Here is a 17,827-nt window from a genome sequence, read left to right as displayed (position 1 = left end):
GTCAGCCGACGAGGCCGGTGAGTGGCACGATGCCCGTCGCACCTGGAAAGACCGTCTGCCCCAGTTGTACGGGCGGCAAGCCGAAATGGTCCGCGAGGACACCCATGGCGACGGACCGGAGGTCGCGGGTGGGCATCAGGTCCCTTCCCTCGAAGAGGTTTGCCTCCTTCAGCCCCGGCCAGTCTGCAATGACCCTGCCGCCCTTCACCGCGCCACCTGCGAGGAAGGCGACGGTCGCAGTTCCGTGATCCGTACCGACGGTGCCGTTGACGCGGGCGGTGCGGCCGAATTCAGTGACGGCGAGCACGACGGTGTCCCGCCACGCCGGCCCGAGCCCCTGTTCCAGCGTCGCCATGGCGCCGTCGAGGCCTCCCAGAAGCTGGGCGAGGCGTCCGGTGGCGCCACCCTCGTCGGCATGCGTGTCCCAGCCGTCAAAGGCCAATGCAGCCAGCCGCGGGCCATCGTCCCGGGCCAGCAGTGCCGCCGCGCCGGAGGCGGCGCTCTTCATGCCCTGCGCTGTCGCCATTCCCGCCGGCTTCGTGGCCCCCATACCCGCCGCCATGGTTTCGGTTCGCAGACCCGCCGCGAGCGCTTCGCCCAGGCCGGGGTCGGAATGCTGGTAGAGCGCCAGGATACGCCGGGCCGTGTCATCGTCGGCCCTGCGCAAACCATCGGGCGCCCAACCCAGCACCTTGGCCGGTCCGCGCATCACCAGGGGTGTCACGGCGCCGACGCCCAGGCCTCCCACCGGCGCGACGCGCTCGCCCTCGGGGAGGACCGACAAGGCCCGGTTGAGCCAGCCCGACGCCGTCACGCCGGGACCGGGCTGCCCGCTCTCGAGCACATCCTGGCCATCGAAATGCGACCGCTCGCGATAGGGCGTCGCAACGGCGTGAACGACGAGCGCGTGCCCCGCCCGGTAGAGGCGTGCAAACTCGGGCATCGCGGGATGCAGGGCAAAAAACCCGTCGAGCGAAAACGCCGGGTGATCGCCCGAGACCGACAGGGCGATCGTCTCTCGCAGGGAGGCGTAGTCGGGATCGCCGACAGGCGCGACGGCGGACAGTCCATCGAGAGCCCCGCGCAGCACGATCACCACGAACCGCGGATCCCGCCCGGCTGCGGACGCAATTCGCGGCATGTACGCCCAGGCGGCAAAGGATGCGCCCACTCCGAGCAGGCCACGGCGCGTCGGGTGAAGGATGGAACTGGTCATGCTGGCCTCCGCGTCAGCGGCGCTGGAATTCGGGCGACATGAAGAGGATCGCGAGGCCCTGCTGCCGGCTCTCGGCCCGGGCAATCGCCTGCCTGGTCTCCGCAGAGGCATCGCTGCCGAACAGTGCCGGCACGAGTGCGACCGGATCGAGCGAGGCGTTGCGGCGTCCCCAGTCGGCAGCGAGGTCGAGACGGGCTTCCAGGCCCTTTGGGGAAACCCAGGCCTGTGTCGTGTCCGGCCAGCCATTCGGTCCCGGCGGATCCCAGATGGGCTGCCCCAGGGCGGCGAGTGCGCCGTTGACCGCTCGAAAATCGGCCGGCATGCCTGTCGCGCGCAGGGCCGCCACCACGAACTCCCAGGGCTGGCGCACCTTGCCCAGCGGGACAGTCCAGGCCTCTTCCGCCTCGACCAGCGCGGCCGTCACCACGGCAAGATCGCCGCCGCTGTCGAGATAGCGGGCGGTGAGCCGGTCCACCACTGCCTGGGGCGGCTGGTCCGCGATGAAGTGCGACGCCAGCTTGCGGGCCAGGTGCCTCGCTGTTGCCGGGTGGACGGCGAGCGCTTCGAGCGCAGCACGGCCCTGGTCGTAACCGGCCTGCTCGTAGGCCGCTCCCATCACGGTCTGTGCACCGGGCTCATGACGCGCGGGCGCAAAGGTGAAGCGGCCGCCATAGAGGCTGTCTTCGTCCGGCGATGACACCGTCCAGCCGGTGATGATCCGGGCGAGGCTGGTCACATCGGCCTGGGTGTAGCCGCCATCGACCCCGAGCGTATGCAGCTCCATGACCTCCCTGGCGAGGTTCTCGTTCAGTCCCTTCCGGCCGTTCCGCCCGTTGCGGGACCGAGGCCCGACGGACTGCGCGTTGTCGAGGTTGAACAGCATCGCCGGATGCGTTTCGACCGCGACCAGCATGTCGGCGAACCGCCCAAGCAGGTGGGGACGGATAGCCTCGCGCTCGAAGGCTCCGGCGAGCACTCTCACCGAACCCGCCTTCGAAATCGACACAGCGAAGTGGTTCGACCAGAAGGCGACGAGCCGCTCGATCAGCCCGTCGGGGGAAGACGCGAGGCGTGCGTATCGGGCCGTGATCTCCGCCTTGAAAACCTGCTCAGTGACGGAGGGCTCGTCGTTGGGCATCTGTGTCGGGGCGACCATCATCGCGATGGCCTGCGACGGCCTGGTCGGTTGCCGAGAATCCGCGACCACCACGCGCGCCTCCTCGCGGCGCAGCTCGTAGGCCCGGTGCCTCCTGAATGCTTCCTCGCCGGGAAGCAGGCCGTCACCGGTCAGAAGTGCACTGGCACGGTTGCCGAGTTGGGCGTGAACGTAGCCCTTCGGATCGCCCTGCAGCAGTCCGGGATCACCGGGTCGGGCGCCGAGTCCGAAGCGGTGCAGTGCGACGAGGGCGTGAGCAGGTTCCGATGGCATCCTGACGTCCATGCAACTTCCAGCCGGCCCACCTACAGCCGGAACAGTGTTGGGAAAACGGCGGCGGAAAGGACGAATTCCGGGCGGGATCACGGCTGCGCGATCACAGGGTGACCTCTTCGATAACGTCCGACCTTTGACTGTACCGGCCGAGCGGGTCACGCTGAGCAGACTGCAATCGGAACGTGTCTCGATGCGCGACGACGTCACCCGGCCCTCGGCAGCGCCCGTGGCCGGTTCTGCCTCGCCATGGCCTGTGATCCTGACCACCTGCCTGGGCGCTTTCGCCGGCCAGGTCGACGCCAGCATCGTGCAACTCGGACTGCCGGCCCTCGAGCAGGCGTTCGACTCGCGACTCGATGCCGTGGGCTGGGTCGCCATCGCCTACAGCCTGGCTTTCGCGGCAGCCTTGCCGGTCTATGCGCGGCTCGCCGAGACGGGCGGTCGCAAGGCCATGTACGTGACGGGCTTTGTCCTGTTCGGCTTGTTCTCCGCCCTGTGCGGCGTCGCTCCGAGCCTCGAATGGCTGATCGGATTCCGGATCATGCAGGGCATCAGCGGCGCCTTGCTCGGCGCCAACAGCGTCGTGATTCTGGTGGGAGCCGCCGGTCCCGCGCTCCGGGGCCGCGCCATGGGCGTGTTCGCCGCGGCGCAGGCCGTCGGGGTTTGCGCCGGCCCAGCCCTGGGCGGCCTGATCCTGGCGGGACTCTCATGGCACTGGATCTTCTGGGTCACCGTGCCGGTCGCGGCGTTGGCAGCGGTCCTGGGCTGGATCCTGGTGCCGGCCGATCCCCAAAAGGGGCAGCGCAAGCCTTTCGACGTGCCGGGAGCGTTGCTGCTCGTGCCGTGCCTTGCCGCATCCCTGCTCGCCATCACCAAGGTGCAGTCTTGGGGAGGCGCGCCGGTGGTCATTCTGGCCCTCGTGGCCGCGGCGCTGGCGTGGGCGTTTGTGGTTCGCGAGCGCCGGACGGAAAGCCCGCTCCTGAACCTCGACCTGTTCCGCTCCCGCGGGTTTTCGGCGGGCACTGCGGCCGTGCTGCTGTCGTATGCAATGCTCTACGGCATGTTTTTCGCGATGTCGTTCGCCCTCGTGAGGGGCTACGGCGACAGCCCGCTCGCGGCCGGACTGCACCTCGCCGTCGTTCCCGTTGCACTCGGGGTCGTCGCCCCATTTGCGGGAGGCTGGGCCGATACGCGGCCCCGTACCGTCATGCTCACCGGCATGGCGTTATGCCTCGCATCTCTCGTCCCGCTCTGGGCTGGACTCTCGCAGGGCTCTACCGGAATGCCGCTGTCGATGGCTGCCCTGGCACTCTACGGCGCCGGGCTCGGCTGCTTCATCGCGCCGAGCAACGCCGCCACTCTGAAGGCTGCGCCCCCCGACCATGCCGGCCAGGCTGGCGGGCTCCTGAACCTCATGCGGGCCTTCGGCACGGCGATGGGCATCGCGGCGATGTCCTCGGTCCTGGCGTGGCGCATCGCCTCTGCCACGGGCGAGGTCACGGCCACGCACCTCCTGCCGGCGCCGGTGCTGCTAGCCGCGGTGCGCGACAGCCTCGGCCTCCTCGCCGTGTTCGCCCTCCTGGCGGCCACCGCGGCGGCGTTCCAGAACCGGCCTGCGGCGCCCGGCGCCGCGAGGACGGGCGCATCGGCAAAGCCAGCCTGAGCCGGCTCTGCTTTCACAGCGGCTCGGGCACCAGGATCCACAAGTCGGTGTCCCCGGTCGAAACTCCCGCACCTGTCAGCAGCGCATGCACCTGACCGCGATGGTGGGTCTGGTGGTTGAACAGGTGCGCGATCAGGAGTGCCCGGCTGGTCCGCACATGCTGCTGCTTCGCGCCGGAGTACCAGGCGATCTCGCCGTCTACGTCGGCCGGGGCCAAGCCGGCCGCCCAGGCGCACAAGGCCTCGTCGACTTCCGCACGCAGTCCGGCCAGCCGATCGAAAGGCAACCCTGTCGATCCGCTCTCGCGCACGCTCTCCGCCGGCGCGGGCCACCCCGCAAGCCGCGACATCTGGATCCTGTCCGCCCACAGCAGGTGGGCGAGCGTGCCGTGCACCGATTTCCAGAAGACACCCCGATCCGCCCTGCGGGCGGCATCGTCGAGCTGCGCCGCGGCAGCGAAGAGGCCGGCGTTCATGGTCTGGTTGTAGGCGGCCATGGTGCGGACATAGGACGGGCTGATCACGACGGCTCTCCCCTCACCCGATAAGACGATCCCGTTTCCACAGCGCCGGGAAGAGGCGTGTCCAGAGACCCGCGACGGCCAGCGTTCCGGCACCGCCCAGCACGACGGCACCGACCGGCCCGATCATCGCCGCCAGCACCCCGGACTCGAACTCCCCCAGCTCATTGGACGCCCCGATGAAGATGCTGTTCACGGCGGCGACACGGCCGCGCATCGCGTCCGGCGTCTCGCCCTGAACCAATGTCTGGCGGACATAGACCGACACCATGTCGGCCGCGCCCAGTACCAGCAAGGCCCCGAGCGACAGGCCGATCTGGTTCGACAGGCCGAAGACGATGGTCGCCACCCCGAACACCGCCACGGCGAGGAACATGATCGACCCCGCCCGGCGCCTGAGGGGAAAGCGTGCCAGGACCAGGGTCATCGCGACGGCTCCGGCCGCCGGCATGCAGCGCAGCAGGCCGAGACCGAGCGGCCCGGTGAGCAGGATGTCGCGGGCATAGATGGGCAGCAGGGCCGTCGCGCCGCCGAGCAGTACCGCGAAAAGATCCAGCGAGATCGCCCCGAGGATCACCGGATGGCTGCGGATGTAGCCGATCCCGGCAAGAAGGGTCCCGAGTGTCGTCTTCTCGCGAACCTGGGGCGCCGGCCTGGTGCGCAACGCCTGGACGAGAGCGGCGGAGGCGATGAAGCACGCGGCCGCGACGGAGAAGACGGCGCCTGGGCCTATGGCGTAGAGCAGACCACCCACGGCAGGTCCGGCGATGGATGCCGACTGCCAAGCGGAGGCATTCCAGGCCACGGCGGATGGAAAGAGCTCCTTCGGAACGAGGTTGGGCAGCAGCGCCTGGCTCGCCGGATTGGCGAAGGCCCTCGACGCCCCAACGGTGACGGCCAAAGCGTAGATCGGCCACACACCGGCGGTGGTCGAAACGGCGGTGGCCACGAGGCCGAGAGCTGCGAGGCCGATGACGCCCCAGCAGGTCACGAGGATGCGGCGGCGGTCGATCGTGTCGGCGACATGGCCGGTGACCAGCACAAGCAGGAGCGCCGGCAGGAACGTCGCGAGCCCGACGAGCCCGAGGGCGAGCGCGCTGCCGGTGCGGTCGTAGACCAGCCAGCCGATGCCGACGCTCTGCACCTGCATGGCGAGGCCGGTCAGGAACCTGGCCGCAAAGAACAGCCGGAAGTCGCGGACGGCAAAGACGCTTTCCCGCGCCAGTGAACCTTCGTGCATGTCGTCCACTAGCACGCCCGCCTTGTGGCGGACGCGCAATGCACGCGGGACAGCGCAGCGTGCGCAGCGGCCCCGACGGTGGCGACGGCGGCCTCAGCTGCGAGGAGTGATGACGATCCCGTCGGAGCTGCGGAACATGCCGTTGCCGGTGCGGGTCCAGGTCGAGCAGCGCTCCTCACCCGGCCAGTTCTTGTCCCAGGTTACGCAGAGACGGTTGCTCTTGATCGTCCATCGGCCGGCATCCGTGGGCCCGGCGCCGAGATTTGAATCCGTCAGCGCGGCCGTGCCGTCGGTGTAGAAGACGGTCGTCCCCTTCTGCGATCCGTCGTCGTTCGACCAGGGCAGCGGCCTTCCGACGAGTTCAGAGCGCAGCGTGGTCCTCGTCAGCATCGCGGTCCGCCGCGGCTTGCTCCGCGTACCCGACGCCTGCGGGATGCCGAGCACGCCCTTCACACCACCGACGACACCGCCGGCCACGCCACCCGCCACGCCGCCCACGGCCCCGCCGACCGGACCGGCTGCGTCATTGCCGACCTTCGCACCCTCTTCAGCGCCCTTGACGATGCCCTGCGCGTTTGCCGGCAGGGAAAGTGCCAGGATCAGGGCTGCGCCCGTCAGTGTGACCAGTCCGGTGAACTTCGCCATGTCTAACTCCGCTGTCGCGTTAAAGCCGGCCGACAACGGCAAAGCCGAAGCAAGGTTCCTCGCCGTGAGGCGGCAGAACAGCGGGAACGGCGGCGGGGCAAGGTGGTTAGGGGACGGATGCCGGCCCGGCATCGCTCGAGGATGCCTGATGCAACGCCATCTCCCCGCCGCCGCCGTCCTGTTCCTCGCCTTCGCCGCGCAGCCGGTTCTCGCGCAGACGGAGCCGGAAGTCGCCGCATGCAAGGCATCGGGCCTGATCGCGCTTCAGGAAGTTTCGCCTGACGTGAAGGAACTCATCATCGACGCGGAGAGCCTGATCGTGGCCAAGGCGAATACGCGGATCGAGGATGTTCCTGTCCGGGGTGTCGTCACCGGCGACGCCTATCTGAAGACGGACCGGACCGACAAGCCGAGACACATGATCTGCATCATCGGCGAGAAGGGGAAGGTGCTGATGACCTTCTTCACCCAGCGCTGAGACAGGCCGTCGTTTCGGGGCCGCGCCGCTGCTCGGGCGGCACGGCCCGGGAAGCCCATCAGGCAGACATCACAGCGCACCACCCGCGGCGAAAAGAGCGATCACGGGTTTGACCCGCCTCGGCGACGACAGGCGAACCAAGTCGCCGACGCCGCGGATGCTCTGCGTCACCGGGCTTTTAGGGCAGGAAAAGGAATGGTCGGAGTGGCGGGATTCGAACCCACGACCCCTAGTCCCCCAGACTGCCAGAACACGGTTTCAGCCTGTTTCAGCTTGAATCAGGTTGTCTCATAAACCCTTGCGCATCTGCACATTTCCTCCACACTGCGTTTTATGACGTAAAGCTGAGTAAAGACGGTTTGGACCCAATCTGAACCCAATTTGCTCGCTGACTAGGTGGAGACTAGTGCATGCCCAAGCTCGTTCTGACCGCCCAATTCGTCCGCGGCATCAACCCGCCGGCAGCCGGCATCGCCGAGTATTGGGACACGATCACCCCCGGCCTCTGCCTTCGCGTCATGCCGTCCGGACGGGCGACGTGGACCTATCGCTACAGGCCGAAGGCGGCGCTCGGATACAAGCGCATAGGCCTCGGCACGGTTGACGACCTGTCGCTCTCCGACGCCCGGAAGAAGGCCAGCGGGTACCGTCTCGGCGTGCTGGACGGTGCCGACCCCATGGGAGAGCGCCAGGCCGCCAAGGCCGCCGAGGAGGCCGCCCGGGAGGCGGAGGCCAACGCCCCCACGTTCGCCGACCTGGCCGAGCGCTACCTGGCCTATGCGAAGTCTCGCAAGAGCAGCTGGACGAATGACAAGGGATACCTGGCCCGTCCCATTGCCGCCTGGGGCTCTCGCGCTCCTGCCTCGATCACCCGCCTGGACGTGATCCGCCTCCTCGACAAGATCGCCGAGACGGCGCCGGTGAGCGCGAACCGGACGCAGAGCGTATTGGTCACCTGCCTGAATTGGGCAGTTGAAGGCGCCGAGCTCGAAACCAATCCCATCGCCGGACTGCGCAAGCGAGCGAAGGAGGAGTCGAAGGAGCGCTATCTCAGCGACCGCGAGGTGGCATTCCTTTGGAAGCACCTGGACGAGTCCAGGGAGGTGACGCGCGACGTGGCCGACGCCCTCCGCTTCGTGCTCGTGACCGGCGCCAGGCCTGGCATGGTGACGGGCGCCACAACAGGCATGCTGGTGGACCTGGACAACCCAAGCGAAGCGAGATGGGAGGTGCCGGGATGGCTCATGAAGTCTCGCCGGCCCCACATGGTGCCGCTCTCCGGATTGGCCCTGGAGCTCATCGAGTCGGCGGCCAAGCGGCGGCAGGGTGAGCCGGACTTGGACAGCGGCCTCTTCTCCAGCAAGTACGGCTCCCGCGAGACAATCGCCCGTCACTCCCTGTCGCAGGCCATGAAGCGGCTCATCGAAGGCCTGAAGGCCGAGGGTCCGGATCGCCAGGTGATCGAGAGCCTGAAGGCGAACCCGCCGACGCCGCACGACCTACGCCGCACGTGCGCCACGGGCATGTCGCGGCTCGGCGTGCCGAAGGAGGATCGGATGGGTGTGCTCGCCCACATCGCCAGCGACGTGCACGGCGCGGTCTACGACATGCATGACAGGGCAAGGGAGAAGCGGGCCGCCCTCGATCTCTGGGCCGCACATCTGTCGAAGCTCATCGGCCGCCCGGTGAAGAGCGCGGACGTGATCACTCTTCCTCGACGCGCATAAGGAGATGCGCGCGGTGCTGAAATGCAAATGCGCATATTCAGTACAGAAAAGAATAGAACTCTCTGATTTGTGTGTTCTGTCCACTATTATGACCAATCGCAACCATTCCGCTTCTTTACATCACTAAACGACCTGCACATGATCCGCTCCGATGCTTAGCATGAGGAGCCGGACATGGCTGAAAAGAAATACAACGGAACCCCTGTTGTCTGTAAGCGCTACAATGTTTCGCGCGTAACCTTGCATAGGTACGTCTCGGAAGGTCTGTTCCCCGAGCCCCTTCGGATCGGCCCGAAGATAAAGGCCTGGACTGACGAGATGCTGGACGCCCACGACGCGCGGCTGGAGGCCGAGGCGAAGCAGCGGGCCGAGGAGCGGGCCGCCAGGAACGCCGAGCGCGGGAGGGCGGCATGACGGTCTCCCTTGACATCGTCGCCCGTCGCACGGCCGCCCGCATCATCAGGGAGCGCGCGCTCGCCGATGACTGGCGCGCCGAGCGTGCGCTCCTCGCCGAGGCAGAGTCCGCCGGCCTCGGCCACGACGCCCAGGCGCTGGCCCAGATCGGCGCCCGGGCGGCCGCGATCCTCACCGCGCAGGCGCGCGTGGTGACCAGCAGGAGGGCAGCATGACACCGACCGACAAGGCGGCCGCCCTCGTGGTGAGCCGGTGCCTCCGCGAGTTCCCCGTCGACAAGGAGCGGTTCGTCCAGATCGTCACGACGGTCTGCGACGAGCGGCAAATCGATGACACGACGATGGTGACCCTCACCGCCCTGGCGGACATAGAACGGCTCAGCGAACGGATCGCCGAACACGAGTGCACCGCGGCCGTCGACCTGCCGGACGCTCTCGACTGGGGGCCAGACGACGACGGGACACTGGTGATCCCGCTTCTCGATCCAGCTGGGATACCTCCCGTCAACGACGAGGCGATCGAGGCCGTGCTCGCCGGCAGGGCGGACGCGGACCGCCTCCTCGGCGACGTGGTGGCGAAGGCGGGAGGGCGCGATGGCTAGCGCACTCCAGCGCCGCCGGCGCCAGCCTGGCCAGCTGCGGCCGCTCTCCCCGGCCGACGTGATCCCGTTCCCCACGGCCGCGAACCACGACCGGGCGGCCTCAACGGCCGACTGGATGGCCCGGTGCAACACCGCCGAGCAGGCGGAGCGGCATCTCCAGCGAACGCTCGGCCGGATCTATGAGGGGTGGCTCAACCGTGGCGTGGACCCCGACAAGGCCCTCGCCGACGTGAAGGAGCATGAGGCAGCAATCCGGGCCGAGGTCTGGCGACTCGTCCTCAACGGAGGAGGCCAGACATGAAGCCCGAAAGAGAAAAGGCCCCGCCCGGGAGCGAACCGGGCAAGGGCCAGATCAAAGCTAAGAGCAGCACCCGCTATACCATCCCGGACGAACCGAAGGAAGGCATCCGGATCGAGGAGATCGACTTTGAAGGGAGGATCATCGAGGCCCGCGAGGAGTGGGTTCAAAAGACCTATTTCGACTACAGGATCCCTGAAAGCTTCAGGCGGGTGGGCCAGTACATCGCCAACCGGATCAACTCGAAAGCAGGAAACGCCTTTCCCGGCTATGACACAATCGCTGAGGCGGTAAACCTCAGCCGCAGTACCGTCTATCGCGCGGTAGAGACTTACCGGCGGCGGTGCTGGCTGAGCGTGACGAAGCGCAAAGGGAAGAGCTCAATCTACCGGCTGACCTTCGCTCCGGTGATCCTCGCAGGGTGCCAATCCATCCGGAATCTGAGGCGGGAAGAGCGGAAGGCGAAAAGGCGGACCCGTGTCAGCCCTGACACCACCACCCGTGTCAGCCCTGACACCCGAATAGGTAAGGTGAACAGGGAAGCAGAACAGGGATTCAGAGGGCAAGCGAGCGGAGGTGAGTCTCCTAGGACTGAGACTCCTACCTCGCGAGACCCCGAGCCCGAGCTCGCATTCGATCCGCCACCTGGCACGATGACGGAGTGGTTGCACTTCCTCCTCGGCGCCGGGTGCGAGTTGGGGAGGGCGGCATGAGCGCGGCCACCCTCTCCTCTCCGGTTAACAAGCTCGCCCAAGGAAACCTTGTTAACCGGCAGCAGCTGGAGATCCTTCGGGCGCTCCTGCCGACTGTCCGGCCTGACCCTCCCGCCGATGCATACGGTACGATCTACATCGGCGATCTGCCCAGGACGGGCGCCATCATTGATGCGATCGGGTTGGTCCGATCTCCGAAGGCATATGCGTCGGTCTCGCGGAGCCTTGCCCGTCTGGAAGCAAACGAGTTGGTGGTCTCGTTTTCGGGGCTGATCTTCCGTCAAGGCAAGGGCCGGAGCTACCAGCTGACAGCGAAGGGCCTGGAGGCCCTCGATCGGGCGGAGGCCTCCCGATGAGCAGACCTCCCCGCCTCACACCAGAGCAAAAGCGCGAGCGCGACCGCCAGTGCCTGCAACGCCGTCGACGTGCCGCCGGTGCAATCCCTCTGGAGCTCTGGCGCGCGAACAGCCTGAGGGCAATCAAGCCGTGGCTCAAGCTCGGGCTCTCGGAGCGTCAATGGTACGCGCGCGGGCAACCCATGCGGGAAGTGCTCGCACCCAACACACCCAGACGCGGCGAGCGGCTCCAGCCGCCGGCAGACCAGAACGGAGACACGCAATGAACGTTGGTCAGATGCTTCAGCACGACTATGTGCTACAGAAATTGAACGAGGAAGCGCCTTGGGCTGTCGAGCATTGGGAGCCGGCATTTGCAGGTGACCAGGAGGCGGCAGGTTACCTGATCATCTCAGCACCGAACCGGTTCCGCGGGTGCATCGCGCGCTTGGCATACAATCTCAGGCTGCCGAACCCCGCTTACCGGGAGATTGTCGGAACGGCGTGGGGCCATGACCCTGAGGCTGTAATGGACGCGGTGAAGTACAACACCGGCCTAGCACGTCGGATGCTAGCCAGGTGCGAGGTTCGCCCGAAGCTCAGCGGACCCGTCCGGATCTATCGCGGCACATCTGGGATATCTCCTCGTCTCGCGGTGCGAGGCCTGTCCTGGAGCCTGTCCGCAGACATTGCGGCTTGGTTTGCATGGCGCTGGCAGAACGTGAACGGCAAGCCCGTGGTGGTCGCGGCCGACGTGGCCGCCGAGTCGCTGATCTACTTTGACGATGGGCGCGGCGAGATGGAAGTCGTCCCAGGTTGTCGCCCTGAAAGCTGGATCGAGCCCTTCAGACCGGACCAGATCCGCGCTCTCCATCTGTATCATCAGCAGGAGAAGCACACGGAGAACGTGTCTGGGTGGCTCGAAGATCAACAGCGGGGAGCATGGCAATGATCGAGCGCTCCAACAGGCTCACCGTCCTGGCGGCCCAGATAGACCAAGCGCATCGCGACGTGGCCACGGCAGCCGAGAGGGCGGCGGAGCGGGCCCTCGGGGCAGGCGCCATGCTCTTGGAGGCTGCTGCCGAGCTTGATAGGTTCGCAGAGCGCCACAGCGACGTGCCAGGCCTGGACGCTGTAGGACCGGAGATCCGGCTTGCCAGGCGCATGCTGCGGCAGCCTTCCTCCCAGCTTATCGTGGCCCACCTGAGGCCCCAGGCACCGCCTCCTGTGGCGATCAAAGCACCCGCCTAGACCGGCGCAGCAACGGCCCGGGCCAAGGTGCTCGGGCTCGCCTCTCGACACCTAAACTTCTTCCGCCGTTAGCTCTTTGCGCCGGTTTCGCTGCACCTTGTGAGGATGTATGCGCGACGTCTGCCAGCGGCGTCAGTCATCATCAACGCACGCTAGAGCTGATTTCGCGTTTCCCGACACATAAGAAGTTTACCGACCCCATCGGTCCTCTCTTATCCGCAGATCTTTTTAAGTCGAAGGGTCCATCCCCACTGCGTCATTGGGAGTTACTTGTATTCTGTCGCATTAAAACAGATATACTTATTTCGATTACGCTGAATTACATCTAAAGATACTTTGCTTTTGCTCTCATGAATCGCCCTCCTCTTCGTGCGTCGTCCGACGTGGCGGCCCTGCCTGTCAGGGTCGAGCCCCTCCCCTCCGACCCGGTGGAACACGGGTCTAGGGCGGGAGGCGGAGACAGGAAGCGGAGAGGAGAGGCGGCCCGGTGGAATACGGGCCTAGCCTCGGAGCGAGAGAGGGAACGTAGCAGTGCAAGCGATAGTCGCACGGATGGTTGAGGGGAGGGCCGCTTTAGCAGCGGGCCGGACCGCTCACGCCGTGCGGCTCTTCTCTGCGGCCCTCTCCCTTGCCAATCGCCATTGCTGGTCCGCCCGTGGGCGGATCATGGCGTGCCTCTCGTTTGCCCGTCGCCAGCTGGCGGCCCGGGCGGATGCGGCGGCCCGGCAGGTTCCGGCCCTTGTCGCCATCGTGGCGGCCCGGGTTGCGGCTCCGGCAGGTTCCGTTGATGCGGCTCCCGCCGCAGCCCGTGCGGCCCGGGTTTCGGCCGCTTCTCAGAATGAGGTTTCGTCATGCTTTCAGCCGCAGAACGCCGCGCTGTTTTCTACTACTGCAACCGGCTTCGCCGTGAGGGCCGCCGCTCCGGCGATCCGGTCCGGATCGAGCGAGGCGAGCGGATGGCGCGTTGGGCCCTCAGCCGCATTGCTTGGGCTGCGGGCCGCAGCTGAGGCGGCCCGGGAGGCGGCCCGCTCCGCCTCCCGCCTCCTCTCCTGCTTGTGCGATGCGACGGCCGCCCGGTTCCGGGCCGCCCTCGGAACGCATGGCGCGTTCCAGCCCGGCATGCCCGGGCGCCACGATGGAGACTCCGACCATGGCCACGAAATCGCAGGAAGTGCGCAAAGTCCGCCACGCGTTCCAGAACGAACGGGGCCGCCTGTTCCGGGCGGCCCGCAAATCCCGCATCGCCGCTAAGCGCGCTTGGCTCGAAAGCTGAACCGGGAGGGCTTGACCATGAATCCGTCCGCTATCGCTCGACTCCAGGGCTTTGCCTTGCGTCGACTCCAGCTGGCCACGTGCGAGCACGAGTCCGTGCTTCTCCGCCACGCGTTGCGCTGCATTCGCCTCGCCAGCACGGCCGTTCGCCATGGCGACTCCCGGGAGGCGGCCCGGCTTCTCGCCTGAGCTGTCGGCTCCGCCCGGGCCGCAAACGGGGAGTCCATGGCGTGACCGCGCGTGACCTCTTCCGGGCCGCCTTCGATGCGGCGGCCCTCCTCCTCTTCCTCACGGCCGTGCTTGTCGCGGCCCTCGCACTCAACCCTTGAAACCATGCCCGGCTTGCCCGGGCACACACTGGAGACTGTCACCATGTCGATGCATGTTCCCTCCCGGTCCGTTCTCGCCTCCCGTGCCATGCTTTGCGGCTTGACCATTCGCCAATGGTCCGCCCGTCGACTCGACAAAAAGGTGACGGACGAAATTAACACTTCGCACGGCGCCGCAGCGGATGCGGGCCGCTACAATAAGGCGCTTGTGGCCAAGGATGCGTTGGCGGGAATCGTGACCGCAGCCAATGCGGCCCGCAGCCTTCACTATGCCCGGACTCTGCCGTGGCTTGACGAGGGCGCCCGCATCCTCCCGGCGGCCGGTTTTGAGGCTTACTCCAACGCCATGCGTGACCTCCGCCACGCATTCGAGGCTGCCGTCGCGGCGTTCGTTGCGGCTTATCCGTCCTACGTGGACGATGCTCGAGTCCGCCTCAATGGCATGTTCGATCCGGCGGACTATCCGGAAGCCTCCGAGATAGCGGACCCTTTCGCGTTCGGAGTGCGCATTCTCCCGGTTCCGGATGCGGCGGACTTCCGGGTGGACTTGGCGGACGCGCAAGCGGACGAAATCCGGGCCGCCATCGAGTCCGCCGCACGGGACGCACTCGCCAACGCAACGCGCGACGCATGGTCCCGTGTCGCTGAGGTGACCGGGCGCATGGTGGAACGCCTCAATGCGTTCAAGCCCGGCGGCCCGAACGGACGCGCGGAAAACGTGTTCCGCGACTCCCTTGTCGAAAACGTCCGGGAGCTTGCCAGCATCCTCCCGGGCTTGAACCTCACGAATGATCCGGCCCTTGCCCGGATTGCGGAACGCATGGAGTCGGACCTCTGCCAGCATGACGCGGCGGACTTGCGGGAGTCTGACGTGCTCCGCCGCGACACGGCGAAAGCGGCGGCCGACATCCTCGCAGAGGTGTCGGACTTCCTTTCGTAGGGTGCGGCCCGTTCCGTCTCCCGTGCCACATGGTGCGGGAGGCGCGGCGGACCGCAATCCTGCGGCCCTAACCGGCCCGGCATGCCCGGGCACACACTGGAGACGTGACATGGCCAGCATCATTGAAGCGCGCGCGGACGTGGAATTTTGGATGGACGCGGACAAGCCCGTCATGCTTTGGGGCGATACCGGCATTGGCAAGTCCGCCCTCCCGCGCGCGATTGCGGCGGACCGTGGCCTCCCGCTTATCGACTTTCGCGCCGTCCTGCGGGACCGGGTGGACATTCAAGGCATACCGGCGGCGGACCTTGCGGCCGGAGTCGCGCGTTGGCTCCCGTTCTCGGACCTCCCCAATGAAGAGCGGCACGGGCCGGAAGGAATCCTGTTCCTTGACGAAATCAACGCGGCCCCGGCCGGAGTGCAAGCGGCCCTTTTCGGACTCGTCCTGGAACGGCGCGCGGGCGAATACGTGGTCCCGCCCCGCTGGCGCCTGATAGCGGCCGGGAACCGTCAGAGCGATGGCGCGGCAGCGCAGCGCATGCCGTCCGCTCTGGAAGACAGGTTTAAGCACGTGACGGTGGACGTGGACATTCCGGCTTGGATCGAATGGGCGCACGACAACGGATTGCACCCTGCGATTCCGGCTTTCATAGACTTTTCGTGGCGCATGGCGGACCGGCCCGTCAATTTCCTTCACACACGGGACCGCAAGCCGGCCGGTGATCCGCGCTTCGCGACTCCCCGTTCCGTCGCGGACCTTGACCACGTCATGCGCTCCGCCCGGGATGCGGCGCAACGGCGCCGACTCGTGGCGCAAGCCTGCGGCGATGATTTCGCGTCCGAGTTTGAAGCCTTCTTAAGGCTTTGGGCGGCCCGGCCGGACCTGTCCGCTATCGTGGCGGACCCTGACGGCGCACCCGTCCCCACGGAGTCCGCTTCCGTCTATGCCGTCGCGTCCTACCTGTCGCGGAAAGCGGACGCGTCCACGTTCGGCGCCATCCTGCGATATGCCCGGCGCCTCCCGGGTGACTATGAAACTTTCATCGTGACGGACTCCACCCGTCGCACTCCGGCCCTGCGGGACACGGCCGCTTATGTGCAATGGGCGGCCCGCAACGCGTCCGTTTTGATCTGAGGTCCGCGCCATGAAAACGTCCCGCAAGTCTCCCGCAATGGTCGCCATGGAACGGGCCCGCGCGGCCCTTCTAATGGACCCGGTCCACGGGTTTTATGGCGCACTCGCCATGATGCTACCGCTTGTTGAGCGGTCCGACATTCCCACGGCCGCAACGGACTCCAAGGTGATCTACTTCAACCCGGGTTTCGTGCTCGCACTCTCAGAACCGGAGCGGATCGGTTTGCTCGCGCACGAGATAGAGCACCCGGCCCGTGGTCACCACTGGCGCCGTGGGAACCGTGATCCAAAGCTCTGGAACGTGGCGGCGGACTTGAGCATGAATCCGGACCTGTTGTCGTCCGGGTTCACCCTTCCCAAGGGTGCGTTGAACGAGTCCCGCTTCCGTCGCATGTCCGCTGAGTCGATCTATGCCATTCTGGCGAAAGAGGGCCGCGCGAAGCAACAGGACAACGCGCAACCCGGGCAGGGTGCGCCGCAGGCCGGAGGCTCCCCGCAGGCCGGGCAGGGTCCGGGCAAGCCTCAGAGCGGCCCGCAGAGCGGCGGGACACCTCAGAGCGGCGCCGGTCCGCAGGGTGCGCCGCAGGCCGGGCAGAGCGGCCCTCAGAGCGGCCCGCAGGCCGGGCAGAGCGGCCCTCAGAGCGGCCCGCAGGCCGGGCAGAGCGGCACGCCGCAGGCCGGGCAAGGTTCGCAGAGCGGCGGACCGGCCGGACCGACCGGGCAGGGTGGCGCGGCTCCCGGGCAGGGTGCGCCCACGGGCGATGGCGCGGCCGGGATCGATCCGGGCGGATGCGGCGCCATCCTGGACGCGGCGCCGGACGCGGCCGGGCAGGAAGAGGCGAAAGAGGAATGGACCGCACGTGTTAAAGCTGCGGCGGCCGTGGCACGCGCAGGTTCCGGCCGGGTGCCCGGTTTCGTCGAGTCTATCCTGTCGGACCTCGGAAGGCCTAAAAACGACTGGCGCGCGCTTGTCCGCCGCTTCGCGGACGATTGCGACATAAAGGAGTCCACGTGGTCCCGCCCGTCCCGCCGCAGCATCGGGGACGGTTTCATTCTGCCCGGCATGACCTCCGTTGCGCCGTCGCATCTCATTCTGGCAATCGACTCCTCCGGGTCTATGGATGACGCGGCCGTGCGGGCCGGGATCACGGAGGCGCAGGAGGCTCTAGACGCGGGAGCGGTGGAACGTCTCACGGTGATCTATTGCGACACGCGAGTCGTGTCTGCCGAGTCCTACTATACGGGCGATATTCTCCCGCGCACCCGTCGCGGACATGGTGGCACCCGGTTTGCTCCCGTGTTCCGTTGGATTGAAGAGAACGCACCCGATGCAAGCGGCGTGATCTACGTCTCCGACTTGGACTCCTCGGATCACGGGCCGCAGCCGCACTATCCGGTTCTATGGCTCAACACTGACCTTGCGAAGCGGCGGCCCGTGCCATGGGGAGACGTGGCGGACTTGGACCCTAACGCATGACGGGCCGGACGGGAGGGCCGCCAAGCCCTCCCGGACCGCGCGCGGGCCGCTCCGGCCGCCGGGCATGATCCGGCCGCCGGACCGTCCAACGGGCGGAGACTGCAACCCATGCCCGGCATGCCCGGGCGGATCGAAGGAGTC

20 protein-coding genes are annotated in these 17,827 nt (G+C 67.2%); 15 read left to right on the top strand and 5 right to left on the bottom strand.

Translation table 11 applies throughout. From position 1 onward, the window contains the following. Position 1 precedes the first annotated feature (1 nt). On the bottom strand, positions 2–1,216 hold the full coding sequence (locus AC5JCN_RS06060; protein WP_495754134.1) for a DUF1501 domain-containing protein: 1,215 nt from the start codon (positions 1,214–1,216) through the stop codon (positions 2–4). Between the two features lie 13 nt (positions 1,217–1,229). Then, positions 1,230–2,645, bottom strand: coding sequence for a DUF1800 domain-containing protein (locus AC5JCN_RS06055; protein ID WP_495754133.1), 1,416 nt, complete (start codon positions 2,643–2,645; stop codon positions 1,230–1,232). Between the two features lie 193 nt (positions 2,646–2,838). Here AC5JCN_RS06055 and AC5JCN_RS06050 point away from each other — a divergent pair, with 193 nt between their 5' ends. Beyond that, a complete protein-coding gene (locus tag AC5JCN_RS06050; RefSeq protein ID WP_495754132.1) occupies positions 2,839–4,311 on the top strand; it encodes an MFS transporter in 1,473 nt (490 codons plus the stop codon). Between the two features lie 13 nt (positions 4,312–4,324). On the opposite strand, the gene AC5JCN_RS06045 is transcribed toward AC5JCN_RS06050, so the two are convergent. The 3 genes from AC5JCN_RS06045 to AC5JCN_RS06035 all read right to left on the bottom strand — a co-directional run bounded on the left by AC5JCN_RS06045 (position 4,325) and on the right by AC5JCN_RS06035 (position 6,716). Beyond that, positions 4,325–4,834, bottom strand: coding sequence for a DinB family protein (locus AC5JCN_RS06045; protein ID WP_495754131.1), 510 nt, complete (start codon positions 4,832–4,834; stop codon positions 4,325–4,327). 13 nt (positions 4,835–4,847) lie between these two features. Continuing rightward, a complete protein-coding gene (locus AC5JCN_RS06040; RefSeq protein WP_495754130.1) occupies positions 4,848–6,071 on the bottom strand; it encodes an MFS transporter in 1,224 nt (407 codons plus the stop codon). A gap of 93 nt (positions 6,072–6,164) precedes the next feature. Then, positions 6,165–6,716 (bottom strand): hypothetical protein, encoded by a 552-nt coding sequence (locus tag AC5JCN_RS06035; RefSeq protein ID WP_495754129.1) that lies wholly within the window; start codon positions 6,714–6,716, stop codon positions 6,165–6,167. A 148-nt stretch (positions 6,717–6,864) separates the two neighbouring features. Between AC5JCN_RS06035 and AC5JCN_RS06030 the strand changes: the two genes are divergently transcribed. From AC5JCN_RS06030 to AC5JCN_RS05965, 14 genes are all read left to right on the top strand, one after another. Next, entirely contained in the window at positions 6,865–7,194 is a 330-nt protein-coding gene (locus AC5JCN_RS06030; protein ID WP_495754128.1) for a hypothetical protein, read from the top strand. Between the two features lie 410 nt (positions 7,195–7,604). Then, complete coding sequence (locus AC5JCN_RS06025; protein ID WP_495754127.1) at positions 7,605–8,921, top strand: tyrosine-type recombinase/integrase; 1,317 nt, start codon at positions 7,605–7,607, stop codon at positions 8,919–8,921. Positions 8,922–9,095: 174 nt separating this feature from the next. Continuing rightward, positions 9,096–9,335, top strand: coding sequence for a helix-turn-helix transcriptional regulator (locus tag AC5JCN_RS06020; protein WP_495754126.1), 240 nt, complete (start codon positions 9,096–9,098; stop codon positions 9,333–9,335). Continuing rightward, positions 9,332–9,550 (top strand): hypothetical protein, encoded by a 219-nt coding sequence (locus tag AC5JCN_RS06015; protein ID WP_495754125.1) that lies wholly within the window; start codon positions 9,332–9,334, stop codon positions 9,548–9,550. The genes AC5JCN_RS06020 and AC5JCN_RS06015 overlap by 4 nt, the downstream gene beginning before the upstream one ends. Continuing rightward, positions 9,547–9,936: a hypothetical protein gene (locus AC5JCN_RS06010; protein ID WP_495754124.1), complete on the top strand. Its 390-nt coding sequence runs from the start codon at positions 9,547–9,549 to the stop codon at positions 9,934–9,936. Before AC5JCN_RS06015 ends, AC5JCN_RS06010 begins: the two co-directional genes overlap by 4 nt. Further along, positions 9,929–10,237, top strand: coding sequence for a DUF6074 family protein (locus AC5JCN_RS06005; protein WP_495754123.1), 309 nt, complete (start codon positions 9,929–9,931; stop codon positions 10,235–10,237). The genes AC5JCN_RS06010 and AC5JCN_RS06005 overlap by 8 nt, the downstream gene beginning before the upstream one ends. Further along, on the top strand, positions 10,234–10,947 hold the full coding sequence (locus AC5JCN_RS06000) for a helix-turn-helix domain-containing protein (protein ID WP_495754122.1): 714 nt from the start codon (positions 10,234–10,236) through the stop codon (positions 10,945–10,947). The genes AC5JCN_RS06005 and AC5JCN_RS06000 overlap by 4 nt, the downstream gene beginning before the upstream one ends. Beyond that, complete coding sequence (locus AC5JCN_RS05995) at positions 10,944–11,303, top strand: helix-turn-helix domain-containing protein (protein WP_495754121.1); 360 nt, start codon at positions 10,944–10,946, stop codon at positions 11,301–11,303. Before AC5JCN_RS06000 ends, AC5JCN_RS05995 begins: the two co-directional genes overlap by 4 nt. 262 nt (positions 11,304–11,565) lie before the next feature. Beyond that, positions 11,566–12,234 (top strand): hypothetical protein, encoded by a 669-nt coding sequence (locus AC5JCN_RS05990; RefSeq protein WP_495754120.1) that lies wholly within the window; start codon positions 11,566–11,568, stop codon positions 12,232–12,234. Then, a complete protein-coding gene (locus AC5JCN_RS05985) occupies positions 12,231–12,533 on the top strand; it encodes a hypothetical protein (RefSeq protein WP_495754119.1) in 303 nt (100 codons plus the stop codon). Before AC5JCN_RS05990 ends, AC5JCN_RS05985 begins: the two co-directional genes overlap by 4 nt. Before the next feature lie 1,150 nt (positions 12,534–13,683). Continuing rightward, the gene (locus AC5JCN_RS05980) at positions 13,684–13,806 is read left to right on the top strand and encodes a hypothetical protein (protein ID WP_495754118.1); all 123 of its coding nucleotides are present in this window, start codon (positions 13,684–13,686) and stop codon (positions 13,804–13,806) included. A 371-nt stretch (positions 13,807–14,177) separates the two neighbouring features. Further along, a complete protein-coding gene (locus tag AC5JCN_RS05975; protein WP_495754117.1) occupies positions 14,178–15,074 on the top strand; it encodes a hypothetical protein in 897 nt (298 codons plus the stop codon). 109 nt (positions 15,075–15,183) lie between these two features. Then, on the top strand, positions 15,184–16,209 hold the full coding sequence (locus AC5JCN_RS05970) for an ATP-binding protein (protein ID WP_495754116.1): 1,026 nt from the start codon (positions 15,184–15,186) through the stop codon (positions 16,207–16,209). Positions 16,210–16,219: 10 nt separating this feature from the next. Continuing rightward, the gene (locus AC5JCN_RS05965; protein ID WP_495754115.1) at positions 16,220–17,686 is read left to right on the top strand and encodes a vWA domain-containing protein; all 1,467 of its coding nucleotides are present in this window, start codon (positions 16,220–16,222) and stop codon (positions 17,684–17,686) included. The last annotated feature ends 141 nt before the right edge of the window (positions 17,687–17,827 follow it).

This window comes from Alsobacter sp. (assembly GCF_059501845.1).
Note: the sequence above shows the minus strand (reverse complement) of the source record. Positions and strands in the feature narration are given on the sequence as shown.